Origin of the sequence: Streptomyces sp. ASQP_92 (assembly GCF_025399895.1) — a bacterium.
Classification (GTDB): domain Bacteria; phylum Actinomycetota; class Actinomycetes; order Streptomycetales; family Streptomycetaceae; genus Streptomyces.
The window spans coordinates 1-12,644 of the sequence record NZ_JAODUA010000024.1; the positions used below are offsets into that span (position 1 = coordinate 1).

Below are 12,644 nucleotides of genomic sequence, written 5' to 3' on the forward strand. Positions count from 1 at the left end.
CACCTCGGACGACGCCGAGGCTGCCGCCCTCGGCCGAGCTGCGCACGGAGCCGTATAGGACTCGCGGCGGGAGCCTTTCGGACTCGGCACGGGGTTACGACGGAATCGGGGGCAGGGTGGCTTTATCCGCGCTACCCGCCCGGTTCCGGATTTGGCCTCGTGGGCGCCTTCGCGGTGACGCCGAATTTTCACGCCGAAGCCCTATGTGCGAGCGCGGATGGCGCCGGGCTGCACGGGCGACGACGAAATCGAGCGGCCACGCGCGAATGTGGACGGTGATACGCGCGACAAGGCGTACGGAATGCGACATGGCAACGGGGCCGAACCCCATAGGTCCGGCCCCGCAGCGCAATTGGGGTGCGGTTCTACCAGCGATACCAACGGGCGCTGCCCCCGCGCGGGCGGGCGACGAAACCGATGAGCCACAGCACCAGGACCACGACGGCGATCCACCACAGGGCCTTGAGGGCGAAGCCCGCGCCGAAGAGGATCAGGGCGAGCAGCAGAACGAGAAGCAGGGGAACCATGGCTGTCAACCTCCAGTCCGCCGTGTGCCCCGAAAGGCACCCGTCATACATTCGAATCAGCACGACCCCTGTGCCCCGTCCCGGGCATCTGTAACTCCCTCATCCGTGACTCCCTCGTGGAGGCGTGGGGGTCCCTCGTGCGGCATGAAAGGACTGGCCTCGCGTGGCCGGATTTCACTTCGAGGGGTTTGGGTCGGGAAATCGGGGTGAGGCGGATTGATGTCCACGGTGGGACATCGATTTCGAGGAGTGATTGTTGTGTCGGGTGACGAGAAGACGCAGTCGAAGATCGACCAGGCCAAGGGCAAGACCAAGGAGACGGTCGGCCGGGCGGTCGGCAATGAGCGCCTTGAGGCCGAGGGTGGCGCCGAGAAGACCAAGGGCGACGCTCGCGAGGCCAAGGAGAAGATCAAGGACGTCTTCAAGCACTGAACCCGTCCTCGGGACATGCGAAGGGGCTCGACCGGAACACCGGTCGAGCCCCTTCTGCCTTGGTCGGCGCCGGATCTCCCCGTGACGAGGAGGGGCCCCGCGCTCAGCCGGCCGAGCCGGCCGGAGCCTCGTCGAGACCCCGTGCGGTGATCAGGCGGGCCGTGCCGTCGGCCAGCCGGTACGACAGGCCCACCACCGCGAGCCGCCCGGCCTCGACGGCCTCGGCCAGGACGCGGGAGCGTTCAAGGAGCAGGTCCACGGTGTGCCGTACCTGCTCGGCGATGAAGTCCGCGTCCTCGGTGCGCCCGGCCGCACGGGCGGCCAGCACGCTGGGGGTCACCCGCTCGATCACGTCCCGTACGTAGCCGGAACCCGATGTGCCGTCCTCCACGGAGGAACGGGCCGCCGCCACCGCTCCGCATCCCTCATGCCCGAGAACCACCACCAAGGGGGCTCCGAGCACGCCTATCCCGTACTCGATGCTGCCGAGCACCTCCGGGCCCGCGACGTGTCCCGCGGTGCGCACCACGAACAGGTCGCCCAGACCGCGGTCGAAGATGATCTCGGCCGCGAGGCGGGAGTCGGAGCACCCGAAGAGCACGGCGAACGGTTTCTGGGCGAGGACGACCTCCGCGCGGCGGGCGGCGTCCTGGTTCGGGTGTTCCGGGGAACCGGCGACGAACCGTTGGTTGCCGTCCAGCAGCATGTCGAAGGCTTCGCGAGGTGTCGGATTTGAAGTGTCGACCATGGGAACCAGCCTATGCGGCGGCTCCCGGGGCAGGGGGCCGGGGTGGAGGTGGGAGCGTGCCCTGAGAGACTGCCGAGTATGGATATCGCACGCAGGAACAACGTCACCGTCACCGGAAACCCGCAGGGGCGCACGGTGGTGCTGGCGCACGGCTTCGGCTGCGACCAGAACATGTGGCGCCTCGTGGTGCCCGCCCTGGCCGAGGACTACCGGGTGGTCCTCTTCGACTACGTCGGTGCGGGCCGGGCGGACGCGGCCGCCTTCTCCGAGGACCGCTATGCCTCGCTGACCGGCTACGCCCGGGACGCGGTGGAGGTGTGCGAGGCGCTCGATCTGCGGGACGCGGTGTTCGTGGGGCACTCCGTCAGCGCGATGGTGGGTGTGCTGGCCGCCGACATGGCGCCGGAGCGCATCGGGGCGCTGGTGATGGTGGCGCCCTCTCCGCGCTACATCGACGACGAGGGGTACCGGGGCGGGTTCAGCGCCGAGGACATCGACGAACTGCTGGAGTCGCTGGAGTCGAACTACCTGGGCTGGTCGGCGGCCATGGGCCCGGTGATCATGGGGCACCCGGACCGGCCGGAGCTGGGGGAGGAGCTGACGAACAGCTTCTGTGCCACCGACCCCGACATGGCGCGCGTCTTCGCCCGGACCACGTTCCTGTCGGATTCGCGGCAGGACCTCAAGAGCGTGCGCGTGCCGACGCTGGTGCTGGACTGCACCCAGGACGTCATCGCTCCCCGGGAGGTCGGCGCCTTCGTCCACCAGGCGATCCCCGGCTCGACGCTGGTCACGCTCGACACCACCGGCCACTGCCCGCACCTGTCCGCGCCCGAAGCCACCAACGAAGCCATCCTGGGCTTTCTCAGGAACTCACGGTGATGTCGCGCACGGGGCAGCAACCCGACCCCCACGGGGACGACGAGAAGGTCTCCAACGCGACCTTCGCGGCGCTGCTGGAAGACAGCGCCGAGGAACTGTACGAACACGCGCCGTGCGGGTATCTGTCCACGTTGATGGACGGAACCGTCGCGAAGACGAACGCCACCCTCCTCGACTGGCTCGGCCTGGAGCGCGAGGCGGTGGTGGGCCGTATGCGGTTCACCGATCTGCTGACCGTGGGCGGCAAGCTCTACCACGAGACGCACTTCATGCCGCTGCTGCGCATGCAGGGCGAGATCAACGGCATCGCCCTGGAGATGAAGCGGGCCGACGGCGGCCGGATGCCGGTGCTGATCTCCTCCGTGATCAAGTACGGCACCACCGGCGAGCCCCTCCTGGTCCGCACCACCGTCTTCGACGCCCGGGACCGGCGCGCCTACGAAGAGGAACTCCTGCGCGGCCGAAGGGCCGCCGAGGAGGCGCGCAAGCGGGCGGAAGCAGACCGCGCCAGGCTCCAGGACGCACTGGCCGTACTCCAGCAGTCGCTGCTCCCCGACACCCTGCCGCCGGTGACCGGTGTCGAGACGGCCGCCTACTACCACACGGCCCATCCCGAGCGCCTCGGCGGCGACTTCTACGACGTCTTCCCCATCGACGGCGGCCGCTTCGCGTTCTTCCTGGGCGATGTGTGCGGCAAGGGCCCCCAGGCCGCTGCCGTCACCTCGCTGACCCGCTACACGCTGCGGGCCGCGGCCCTGCACGACCCCGACCCCGTATCGGCCCTCACCACCCTCAACAAGGTGCTGCACGAGCGCTACGCCAGCGGCGGGGACCCGCGCTACTGCACCGCCGTCTTCGGCACCCTCGACCCCGACCCGGCGACCGGCCGGGTGGCCGTGCACCTCGCCTCGGGCGGCCACCCCCCGGCCATCATCACGCGTGCCGACGGCAGCGCCGACTTCGTGCCCACCCCGGGCGGCCTCCTCGTCGGGATCCTGCCCTCGGCGCCCTTCACCGCCGCCCGGAGCGTCCTCTCGCCGGGCGACACCCTGCTGCTCTACACCGACGGCATCACCGAAGCCCGCACCGGCGAGGACCGCACCAACCTGTACGGAGACGAGGCCCTCCTCTCCTTCGCCGCGGGCCACGCCGGCAAGCCGGCAGCCTCCTTGATCCAGGCGCTGACCGGCCTGCTGACCGGCTTCGGCGACGGCCTGGACGACGACACCGCCCTGCTCGCTCTCAGCGTCCCCACCTTCACCCCCGAGACGAGAATCGCCCCATGAGCCCACTGAAGATCACCGCCCGAGACGCCGCGACCGGTCCCGTTCTGGAGATCTTCGGCGAGCTCGATTACGCGAGCGCCGGCGAACTGCGGGAACTGATCCTCTCGACCGCCCTCCGGCCCGGCCAGCGTCTCGTGCTGGACCTGGGCGGCATGGCGTTCTGCGACTCCAGCGGCCTCAGCGCGCTGATCGTCGCCCACAACCACGCCCGCGCCGCCGAGGCGGACGTGGCGCTCGCCTCCGTACCGCCCAACACGCTGCGCATCCTGCGCATCGTCGGCCTGGACCAGATCCTCCCCGTCTTCCCGGACAGCGAGGCCTCCTACTCCTGAGCCGCGCCATCAACTGCCGTACGGACACGGCGAGTTGGCGGCGCGCCCAGCCACGAGGGCCCGACCGGATGGATGTCCTCCGGTCGGGCCCTCGTCGCGTATCGGAAGTGTCGTGACCGACCCAGGGTCAGTGGTCGGAGTAGCTGAAGTCGCCCATCGTCCAGGCGCTGACGTCCTTGATCGCCACGCGGTACATCCCGCCCGTCTCCGGGATTCCCACCGAGCCCTGCAAGATCCGGGCCACATGGAAGTGCAGATACTTGGGCGGCCCCTCCTCACGCGGGGCGGTGGTGAACGCGGCGGAGAAGGCGCTCAGGTGGTCCGAGTCCGTGAGGACCTCCGACACACGCTGGCGCCAGGCCTTTTCGGGGGCCAGCCGTCCCGTGATGACAGCACCACCGGCGACCACGGTCAGAGACATCTGATTGCTGTGCCCGGACTCCACCAGGGCAGCGACGTCAACAAGCAGTTCGTCAGGCTTCGACATGACAGAGGATTCTAATCACCAGCCGTCCGCTCGGCCTCAGCGGTGGTGCCGAGAGGGGAGCGGCCGTCAGCGCAGGCCGGCCAGATCGGACCACCGGGCGACTTCCGCGAGGGCGGCGGTCGCAGGTCTCACCGCGTCCGGCCCCTCAGGGAGCTGGACGCGGTAACCGGACGGGCGCGGGCGTGAATGCCCGGTGCCGAGGGGGGCCTGCTCACCGGGGGAGGAGGTCCCCGGCGTGGCGCGGCCGCGCTCCGCGGGCGCTCCACAGCGCCAGGGAGGTGAGGACGGCGAGAACGGCCCCGGTCGTCAGGACACCGGTGAGTGCCATGTGGTCGGCGACGATGCCGCCGAAGAGGGCGCCGAGCGCGATGGCGAGGTTGAACACCGAGGTGTTGAGCGCGGTGGCGGCCTCGGTCGACTCGGGTGCCGCCTTGAGGATCCAGGTCTGCACGCCGACCGGCACACCGCCGAAGGCCAGCCCCCATCCGATGAGCAGCACGACCCCGGTGACCGGCGTGCGGCCGATGAGGGGGAACAGCGCGAGGACGGCCGTGAGCAGGACGCTGATGGACACGATGGTGGCGCGGATGTCGCGTTCCGCGGCGGCGCCGGCGAGGAAATTGCCGAGGACACCGGCGGCCCCGAACGCGAGGAGGAGCGGGCCCACCGTGGTCTCGTCGATGCCGGAGACCGTCTGAAGGAGAGGGCTGATGAAGGTGAACGCGGCGAAGTGACCGCTGACCAGGAGGAAGGTGGTGAGCACACCGGCCCGGACGACCGGGTTGCGCAACTCCCTTGGCAAGGCGCGCAGTTGGACCGCCTGCTGGGCCGGCATGGGCGGCATCAGGACGAGCAGGGCGATCAGGACGAGGAGGCCGAGGCCCGCCACCGCGACGAACGCCACCCGCCAGCTCGTGAGTCCGCCGATCAGCGTTCCGGCCGGGACGCCCAGCACGTTGGCGGCGGTCGCACCCGCGAAGACGATGGAGATGGCGCGGGGGATGAAGCGCTCGGGGACCAGCCGGACGGCGAGCCCCGCCGCGAGGGCCCAGAACCCGCCGATGCTGACCCCGATCAGGAACCGCGAGCCGAGCAGTACGGCGAAGGTGGGGGCCAGGGAGGACAGCGCGTTGGCCGCCACCATCAGGACGATGAGCCCGACCAGGACGGCCCTGCGGTCCAGGCGCCGGATCGCCACCGGCAGCAGCGGCGCCGTGGCGGAGGCGACCAGGCCCGGGACCGTCACCATCAGACCGGCCGTCCCCTCGGAGACATGGAGCGAGCCGCCGATGAGCGGGAGCAGCCCGACGGGCAGCGATTCGACGGTGACCAGGGCGAAGGTGCCGACCGCCATCGTGACGACGGCCAACCAGCGTCTGAGCGGCACCCGTTCGGCCACGGGTTCCGCGACGGCTTTTCTCGAATCGAGGAGGGACATGGTGATTCCGATCTGGAGGAACTCAACTCGCGGTGAGGGCGGTACGGGGTTCGGGCTCGACGGGACTGGTGGTCTGGGCGACGGCGATACGCCACCGGCCGTCGTCCTTCGCCAGGACGTACAGCGGAGCGCCCGGCAGCCGGCCGGTGCTTGGTCACGACGAGGGCGCGGACGCCGAGTCACCCCCCCGCCGGGGGTGAAACGGCGGTGCTCCGAGGGGCGATCCGACGGAGCACCGGCGCATGCCAAGACTGCAACGCGCCACTGGCGTCAACAAGATGAGATAGTGCAGCGATCGTTTAACCGGGCTCAACCAAGGGGGAAGCGGTGCTCGAACGGCTGGAGCTGGAGGCGTTCCTGACACTGGCCGAGGAACTCCACTTCGGCCGGACCGCGGAACGCCTGCACCTGACCACCGGCCGGATCAGCCAGAGCATCAAGAAGCTGGAACGCCACATCGGGACGCCCCTGTTCGAGCGCACGAGCCGCTACGTCCGCCTGACCCCGGCGGGACGGCACCTGCACGAGGACCTCCGGCCCTCCTACGAACAGCTCAGGGCCGGACTGCAAAGGGCGGTCGACGCGGCGCAGGGCATCCGGGGCGTGCTGCGGGTCGGGTTCGTGGGAGCGGCCTCCGGGCAGCTCATGGTGCACGCGGCTCAGCTCTACGCCGAGCGCCACCCCGGCTATCGGGCCCAGCCCAGGGAACTGCAGATCGCCGACAGTTACCCCAGGCTGCGCGACGGGGACGTCGACCTGCTCATCGTGTCCCTGCCCCACGAAGAACCGGGCACGGTCGTGGGGCCTGTGCTCTACTCCGAGCACCGCATGCTGGCCGTCTCCTCCCAACACCCGCTGGCGGGGCGGGAGTCGGTCTCCCTGGAAGACCTCACCAAGGTCAAACTCCTCCAGGCCAAGACGGTCCCCAGCCACTGGCGTACGGCGCGCACACCTCTGCGCACCCCGTCGGGCCATCCCGTCCAAACGGGCCCGGAGTTCGAGACCTTCCAAGAGGCACTGGCACTCATCGGCGCCGGCCAGGGGGCGTTCATCGTGGGCGCCCAGGTCACGCACTACTACGTCCGCTCCGACGTCGCCTACATTCCCTTCGACGACGCCCCACGGCTCGAATGGGCTCCCGTCTGGCTCACCTCCCGGGCCACGCCCCATGTGTACGACTTCAACCGCGCCGCGCTCGACGCCGCCACCCGTGTACGCCCCGCTACGTTGAGTGAACCCCGGTCCTCCGAGGAGTCCTGAACGGGCCCGGACCCCGGACAACCGTCCGTGCCCGGGCGGGGTCGGAGGGTAGCCGCAGCCGCCCTTACGTGTGGCCGTCTGGTTTGCCGGGTATCGGCCTGTTACGGAAGTGAGTCCTGAGCCCCCGGGGAGCTGCCCATGCCCACCAGCGACGCGATCGTGATGCTGCGGGAAGGCCACAAGGAGATCAGGCGGCTGATCCGCTCCTACCGCGCAGGAGGGGACCCCGGTGCGGTGGATCAGCTCCTGCGTGCGCTGGCCGTGTACACGTACATCGAATGCGAAGGCATGTACCCGCGGGTTTCCGTCCTGGCGCCCGAAACCGAGTCGACCATCCTGACTCTGCGGGAGGAACACCACATCGCCGAAGTGCTGGCGGCCGAGCTGCACGAAATGCGTCCCGAGGACGTGGCCTATGACGCGAAGGCCCGTCTCCTCATGGACATCGTGGAGCGGCACATGGACCTGGAGGACAACGCCTGGTTCCCGCAGGTGCGGACCGCGGTGGGCCGGAGGGAGCTGCGGGAGATCGGCGCCTGGATGTCCGTGCTGGCCGAGCGGGCCCCGCTGCGCCCGCACCGCCCCAGTCGGCAGCAGATCTGGGACGCGGTGGCCGCCTGAGGCACCCTTTCGTCGGCGTCCCGACCCGAGCACAAGGACGCCCCACATCGGTCTGGCCGGGTGCGCACTCGCCCGCCAGGAGGAGGGAGCAGCATGGCACCCACCCGTCATGAGCTGGACAGGGCCTGGGAGTTGGCCACCAGCGTCACGAGTGACGTGCCCGAGTGGCGGCCCGAACCGCAGTCCCTGGACATCTACGCGCCGGGCGGCTCCGATGCGTGGGCCTGTGGCACCCGACGGCAGATCCTCTGGCGTCTCCACCTGCCGGGGCGGGACCGGCGCCCGGTGAGCCTGAAGCTGGTCACCGCCGACCAATGGCGCGGCGCCGTCTCGCGGTTGGCGGCCGAGGTCGACCCAAATCGCGGCTGCGCGACCGTCACCGTGCCCCATGTTCCCCGCGGCACGTACTGGATCCAGATCTCCCGTGGCAGCCGGCTCCTCGCCACCAGCCACCCCTTCGTGATCGGCCCGGCCTCGGGCCACCGGCCGACCTACGGGTACCGCCGCGCACGGCCCACCCCGCCCCGGGCCTCGGGTTACCCGGGCTGAACAGTCCCGTCTTCGGGAAGGGTCGTCGGTTGGCCGGCGCTCGTACACCCGCGTTTCTGTGGTCGGCCCAGCGGTCCTGAAGCGTGATCCAATCGGGCCGCCCTGTTGTCAGGCGATTGTCGGCAACGGGCGGCCTTTTGTCGGTGGTCTGTCGGTGACCGCCGGGAGATTGGAGTTGTCGGCGCCGGAAAACAAGGCGCCGGCCGCCAGCTCGCAATCGTCCCGGATCACTGGAACCGGCCGCCCGGCGTGACGCGCCGGACGCCCGTCCAGGGGTGCCCGATGAAAAGGAAACCCGCATGACCACCCCCGTCACGATCATCGGCGCCGGCCTCGGCGGCCTCACGCTGGCCCGCGTCCTGCACGTCCACGGGATACCGGCGACCGTCTACGAGGCGGAACCCTCGCCGACGGCCCGCTCCCAGGGCGGGATGCTCGACATTCACGACTACAACGGCCAACTCGCCCTCGAAGCAGCCGAGTTGACCGACGAATTCCGCGGTCTCATCCTGGAGGGCCGCCAGGCGATGCGGGTCCTCGACCCGGACGGAACCGTCCTGCACGAGATGGCCGACGACGGCACGGGCGGCCGTCCCGAGGTGCAGCGTGGCGAGCTGCGCCAGATCCTCCTCGACTCGCTGCCCGCCGACACCGTCCAGTGGGGGCGCAAGGTCAGCGGCACACGTACCCTCGGCGACGGACGTCACCAGGTGACGTTCGCCGATGGCGGCACCGTCGTCACGAGCCTCCTGGTGGGCGCGGACGGCGCCTGGTCCCGGGTCAGGCCCCTGCTCTCCGCCGCCACACCCGAGTACATCGGCAAATCGGTCGTGGAAACCTACCTGTTCGACGCCGACACCCGGCACCCGCGCGCCGCGAAAACGGTCGGCGGCGGCTCGATGGTCGCGCTCAGGCCGGACAGGGAGCTTTTCGCCCACCGGGAGAAGGGCGACACGCTCCACGCCTACCTGGGGCTGTACGAGCCGCGGGAATGGTTCGACGCGATCGACTTCACCGATTCCACCGCCGCCCTCGCTCGCGTCGCGCGGGAATTCGACGGCTGGGCGCCGGAACTCACCGCACTGATCACCGAGGCCGACACCGCACCGATCCTGCGCCCCCTGTACGCCCTGCCGACCGAACACCGCTGGGACAGGGTGCCCGGAGTGACCCTGATCGGCGACGCCGCCCACCTGTCGGCCCCGAACGGCGAAGGCGCCAACCTCGCCATGCTCGACGGAGCCGACCTCGGCCTCGCGCTCGCCTCGCACCCCGGCGACATCGAGGCCGCGCTCACCGCGTACGAGCAAGCCATGTTTCCCCGCAGCGCGGAGGCCGCCGCCTTCGAGGGTCCCGGTGCCCAGGGGCCCGACGGCGACGGCGGACCCGATCTCCTCGCATCGATCACGGCACGCAAGGAGTCGGTGTAGGGCGTCCGCCGCCACGCGGGAGACCTCACACGGACAGTGCTTCTCCCCGCGGTGGGGAGGCCGAGGCAGCCGCCGCCCGGGGTGCGACATGCCCTGGCCCACCCACCAACTCGCCCTGTTCCTCCAGGTCTCCCATGGTTCAGATCCTGGAATGGGAGGTCCCTGCGCGTGGCGCGGGGGGCCTCGGGCGGGGCGGCGTTACGTTGCGTTGCATGACGGCAGAGACGGAACGCAGCGGAGACGAGTCGGCCGACGTCCGCGAGGCGCGCCTCGCGATCGACGCCTACCTGCGCCGAACATCGGCTGGTACGCACCAGGCAGGCGCGGCGGACCCCCTCGCTGAGCACGGCGCGGACGCGGGCGTGGGTGGGCGGCCTTCGCAGGGCGGCGGCCGGGTGGACGGCCTGGTGGACGACGCGGTGGCGGAGCGCGTCGCGCGCGAGGCGTGGGACGCCGTGCAGGACGCCACTCCGCCTCCGCCCGACCCCGAGGCGGGCCCGGCCGAGAAGACCAGCCAGTCTCCGGAGCGCGCCGAACTGCACCGCAAGGCCGTCGCCATCGCCCGCGGTTTGCAGGCGCTCGGCTACCACTTGGACGAGACACTGCTGCCCGGCCCGGACATGGCCGCGGGATGACGAGTCCTGGCGGCCCGGCCACCACGGGGCCCACATGCGGGCCGGCCGGGGGACGCCCGCTCGGAGCCGCACGACTCGGTGCCGCGCTCGGACACCGGACGACGACCTGAGCGTGCTCAGCCCGTACCGCCTTCCAGCTCCCGCTTGAGGTTCCGCAGAGTCGCGTTGATATTGCGGGACTGGAAGGCCGCGAAGGTGCTGCCCGAGGTGGCGATGCGGTCGAAGACGTTGGCCACGGAGTCGGGCCAGGCCTTTCGGTCGTCGATCCAGGTCTCGGTGATCCGCGTGCCGTCCTCGACGGGTTCGAAGCGGTACTCCCAGGTGGCGATCGGGCCGCGCAGCCGAGGCCGGCTGAGTCCGATGGCATGGACGCGGAACGCGAACCGGCGCCCCGGATCGGCCGCGGTGACCGTGCACCTGGTCACCCAACGGAACATCCCCCGCTTGTTGCGCCCGACGAACTCCGACCCGAGCTCGGCCGGACCCCGCGCCGCCACCCCTGTGGTGCCCAGGTTCTCCGGGCTCCAGCGGCCCATGTCGGCCGGGCAGCTCACCGCCCGGTAGGCGACCTCGGGCGACACGCTGACGACGATGCTGTGGCTCACTGTGACGATCCGCGCCATGACCGTTCCCTCTCATCGGACCCACGAAGCTACTGGCCGGTACTGATCCTGGCACGTCGCGGGTCCGGCGTTGCCCCGGGCCCTTCGGCCGCCCATGACGAAGGGCCCTGCCGACGGGGGAGACGGCAAGGCCCTTCTGCTGTCAACAGTACGACCTTTTGGACAACGCGGGACCCCGTGCGCGACGACGGCCTGCGCGGGCCCCGCCGAGCCCCGCACTCACGTCGGCGGAGACGGAGCCCGCGAGCACATCAACTCCCCGACGGCTGATGCGCCGAGGCCACGACCACCAGGCGCAGAGTGGTCTCGTCGTTGTGCCCGCTGATGGCGAACAGACGGGTGCCGTCCGGCGACCATGCGAGGCCACGGGGTCGCAGCTTGCCGGCGCCGTAACCGGTGGCGGGGGCGAGGGACAGCGTGCGGTAGGGAGCGTCGGCCCCGGTCCGGTACAGGTATATGTCGGGATCGGGTTCGATGCTGTCCACCCCGGCCGCGACATCGCCCCGCGAGGAGACGGCGACGGCGTCGGGGTACGAGGTGCTCGGATACGTGTGGTCCTCGGTCAGGTCCGGCAGCCGGAACGAGGGGTGGTGGTAGGGCGAGCCGGATGCGGTGAGCAGCGTCCTGCCGTCCGGAGTGATGCTCAGATCAAGGAAGTTGGAGCTGCTACCCGGGTCGCGCACCGTCCGCGGCACGGGACTCGAACCGGAGACGTCGTACACCGCGAGGGTGCTCGGCGAGGTGTTCTGATCTCCGGCGACGAGCGTTCCGGGCGCTGCGGCGGAGGTCGCGAGGAGCGGGGAGCCGCTGAAGGTGCCCTGGGGGACGAGCCCCAGCCGCACCTTGGGGGTGGGGCCGCCGAGGGTGAGCGAGCCGATGCTCGCCTCCCACTGCTCTCCATAGCCGAAGTACAGGGTGCTCCCGCTCAGCGCCGCGTGCAGCGGCGCGGTGCCGGCGCCGGTGGCGTAGCGGGCGCGCTGCCGTGTGGTGCCGGTGTCGATGACGCTGATGGCGTCGCCGAGGGCCAGCGGTGCGTAGAGCGTGCGGGAGTCGGCGGACAACTCCAGGTCGCACACCCCGGGCAGGTCCGTGATCGTGCGGATCAGGCGCCCTTGGTAGTCGGCGACCAGGACGCTGCCCGTGGTGTAGTCGGATATGAACACCCGCTTGTGCAGCGGGTCCACCGCGAGATCGCAGTGGTACGCGATCGGCAGGGCGGTGCCCCTGTCCGTCGATGCGGCCGGGGTCGCGGGAGCGGCGCCCTCGTTCGCGGCGGCCTGCGTCGCGGGCGCCGCGCCGAGCGACAGGCCGAGCAGGGTCGTGAGCGTCAACAGCAGGCGTAAGCGGGGAGTTCGTCTGCGCATCGGTGTCCCTTCGGGAACGGGCGGGGCCCT

At 70.7% G+C, this 12,644-nt stretch carries 15 protein-coding genes; 9 read left to right on the forward strand and 6 right to left on the reverse strand.

All coding sequences use genetic code 11. From position 1 onward, the window contains the following. Positions 1 to 365 precede the first annotated feature (365 nt). Positions 366 to 527: a DUF5670 family protein gene (locus N4G70_RS32350; protein WP_120720048.1), complete on the reverse strand. Its 162-nt coding sequence runs from the start codon at positions 525 to 527 to the stop codon at positions 366 to 368. A gap of 258 nt (positions 528 to 785) precedes the next feature. On the opposite strand from N4G70_RS32350, the gene N4G70_RS32355 reads away from it, so the two are divergent. Continuing rightward, on the forward strand, positions 786 to 959 hold the full coding sequence (locus N4G70_RS32355; protein WP_261716350.1) for a CsbD family protein: 174 nt from the start codon (positions 786 to 788) through the stop codon (positions 957 to 959). 103 nt (positions 960 to 1,062) lie between these two features. On the opposite strand, the gene N4G70_RS32360 is transcribed toward N4G70_RS32355, so the two are convergent. After that, positions 1,063 to 1,707 carry a carbonic anhydrase gene (locus tag N4G70_RS32360; RefSeq protein ID WP_261716351.1) on the reverse strand — a complete coding sequence of 215 codons (645 nt, stop codon included), beginning with the start codon at positions 1,705 to 1,707 and terminating at the stop codon, positions 1,063 to 1,065. A gap of 78 nt (positions 1,708 to 1,785) precedes the next feature. Here N4G70_RS32360 and N4G70_RS32365 point away from each other — a divergent pair, with 78 nt between their 5' ends. The 3 genes from N4G70_RS32365 to N4G70_RS32375 are packed head-to-tail and all read left to right on the forward strand — an operon-like array spanning position 1,786 to position 4,207. Further along, entirely contained in the window at positions 1,786 to 2,589 is an 804-nt protein-coding gene (locus tag N4G70_RS32365) for an alpha/beta fold hydrolase (protein WP_261716352.1), read from the forward strand. Continuing rightward, positions 2,589 to 3,875, forward strand: coding sequence for a PP2C family protein-serine/threonine phosphatase (locus N4G70_RS32370; protein WP_261716353.1), 1,287 nt, complete (start codon positions 2,589 to 2,591; stop codon positions 3,873 to 3,875). The genes N4G70_RS32365 and N4G70_RS32370 overlap by 1 nt, the downstream gene beginning before the upstream one ends. Continuing rightward, the gene (locus N4G70_RS32375) at positions 3,872 to 4,207 is read left to right on the forward strand and encodes an STAS domain-containing protein (RefSeq protein ID WP_261716354.1); all 336 of its coding nucleotides are present in this window, start codon (positions 3,872 to 3,874) and stop codon (positions 4,205 to 4,207) included. Before N4G70_RS32370 ends, N4G70_RS32375 begins: the two co-directional genes overlap by 4 nt. Positions 4,208 to 4,334: 127 nt before the next feature. On the opposite strand, the gene N4G70_RS32380 is transcribed toward N4G70_RS32375, so the two are convergent. Continuing rightward, positions 4,335 to 4,694, reverse strand: a complete 360-nt coding sequence (locus N4G70_RS32380) for a hypothetical protein (RefSeq protein WP_261716355.1) — start codon at positions 4,692 to 4,694, stop codon at positions 4,335 to 4,337. A 211-nt stretch (positions 4,695 to 4,905) separates the two neighbouring features. Then, positions 4,906 to 6,132, reverse strand: a complete 1,227-nt coding sequence (locus tag N4G70_RS32385; protein ID WP_261716356.1) for an MFS transporter — start codon at positions 6,130 to 6,132, stop codon at positions 4,906 to 4,908. A gap of 327 nt (positions 6,133 to 6,459) precedes the next feature. On the opposite strand from N4G70_RS32385, the gene N4G70_RS32390 reads away from it, so the two are divergent. The 5 genes from N4G70_RS32390 (at position 6,460) to N4G70_RS32410 (ending at position 10,627) form a co-directional block, all read left to right on the forward strand. Continuing rightward, the gene (locus tag N4G70_RS32390; protein WP_261716357.1) at positions 6,460 to 7,392 is read left to right on the forward strand and encodes a LysR family transcriptional regulator; all 933 of its coding nucleotides are present in this window, start codon (positions 6,460 to 6,462) and stop codon (positions 7,390 to 7,392) included. A gap of 138 nt (positions 7,393 to 7,530) precedes the next feature. Further along, positions 7,531 to 8,013 (forward strand): hemerythrin domain-containing protein, encoded by a 483-nt coding sequence (locus N4G70_RS32395; RefSeq protein ID WP_261716358.1) that lies wholly within the window; start codon positions 7,531 to 7,533, stop codon positions 8,011 to 8,013. Between the two features lie 93 nt (positions 8,014 to 8,106). Then, on the forward strand, positions 8,107 to 8,562 hold the full coding sequence (locus N4G70_RS32400) for a hypothetical protein (protein ID WP_261716359.1): 456 nt from the start codon (positions 8,107 to 8,109) through the stop codon (positions 8,560 to 8,562). Between the two features lie 299 nt (positions 8,563 to 8,861). Beyond that, a complete protein-coding gene (locus tag N4G70_RS32405; RefSeq protein ID WP_261716360.1) occupies positions 8,862 to 9,992 on the forward strand; it encodes an NAD(P)/FAD-dependent oxidoreductase in 1,131 nt (376 codons plus the stop codon). A 212-nt stretch (positions 9,993 to 10,204) separates the two neighbouring features. Then, on the forward strand, positions 10,205 to 10,627 hold the full coding sequence (locus tag N4G70_RS32410) for a hypothetical protein (RefSeq protein ID WP_261716361.1): 423 nt from the start codon (positions 10,205 to 10,207) through the stop codon (positions 10,625 to 10,627). Positions 10,628 to 10,743: 116 nt separating this feature from the next. Here N4G70_RS32410 and N4G70_RS32415 read toward each other — a convergent pair whose 3' ends face one another. Then, entirely contained in the window at positions 10,744 to 11,250 is a 507-nt protein-coding gene (locus tag N4G70_RS32415; RefSeq protein WP_261716362.1) for an SRPBCC family protein, read from the reverse strand. A gap of 251 nt (positions 11,251 to 11,501) precedes the next feature. Then, positions 11,502 to 12,614 carry a hypothetical protein gene (locus tag N4G70_RS32420; RefSeq protein WP_261716363.1) on the reverse strand — a complete coding sequence of 371 codons (1,113 nt, stop codon included), beginning with the start codon at positions 12,612 to 12,614 and terminating at the stop codon, positions 11,502 to 11,504. Between the last annotated feature and the right edge of the window lie 30 nt (positions 12,615 to 12,644).

Excerpts from the sequence above, each read along its gene's own strand:
- N4G70_RS32350 (WP_120720048.1), bottom strand. The coding sequence starts at position 527 with ATGGTTCCCCTGCTTCTCGTTCTGCTGCTCGCCCTGATCCTCTTCGGC.
- N4G70_RS32360 (WP_261716351.1), bottom strand. The coding sequence starts at position 1,707 with ATGGTCGACACTTCAAATCCGACACCTCGCGAAGCCTTCGACATGCTG.
- N4G70_RS32365 (WP_261716352.1), top strand. The coding sequence starts at position 1,786 with ATGGATATCGCACGCAGGAACAACGTCACCGTCACCGGAAACCCGCAG.
- N4G70_RS32370 (WP_261716353.1), top strand. The coding sequence starts at position 2,589 with ATGTCGCGCACGGGGCAGCAACCCGACCCCCACGGGGACGACGAGAAG.
- N4G70_RS32375 (WP_261716354.1), top strand. The coding sequence starts at position 3,872 with ATGAGCCCACTGAAGATCACCGCCCGAGACGCCGCGACCGGTCCCGTT.
- N4G70_RS32380 (WP_261716355.1), bottom strand. The coding sequence starts at position 4,694 with ATGTCGAAGCCTGACGAACTGCTTGTTGACGTCGCTGCCCTGGTGGAG.
- N4G70_RS32385 (WP_261716356.1), bottom strand. The coding sequence starts at position 6,132 with ATGTCCCTCCTCGATTCGAGAAAAGCCGTCGCGGAACCCGTGGCCGAA.
- N4G70_RS32395 (WP_261716358.1), top strand. The coding sequence starts at position 7,531 with ATGCCCACCAGCGACGCGATCGTGATGCTGCGGGAAGGCCACAAGGAG.
- N4G70_RS32400 (WP_261716359.1), top strand. The coding sequence starts at position 8,107 with ATGGCACCCACCCGTCATGAGCTGGACAGGGCCTGGGAGTTGGCCACC.
- N4G70_RS32405 (WP_261716360.1), top strand. The coding sequence starts at position 8,862 with ATGACCACCCCCGTCACGATCATCGGCGCCGGCCTCGGCGGCCTCACG.
- N4G70_RS32410 (WP_261716361.1), top strand. The coding sequence starts at position 10,205 with ATGACGGCAGAGACGGAACGCAGCGGAGACGAGTCGGCCGACGTCCGC.
- N4G70_RS32415 (WP_261716362.1), bottom strand. The coding sequence starts at position 11,250 with ATGGCGCGGATCGTCACAGTGAGCCACAGCATCGTCGTCAGCGTGTCG.
- N4G70_RS32420 (WP_261716363.1), bottom strand. The coding sequence starts at position 12,614 with ATGCGCAGACGAACTCCCCGCTTACGCCTGCTGTTGACGCTCACGACC.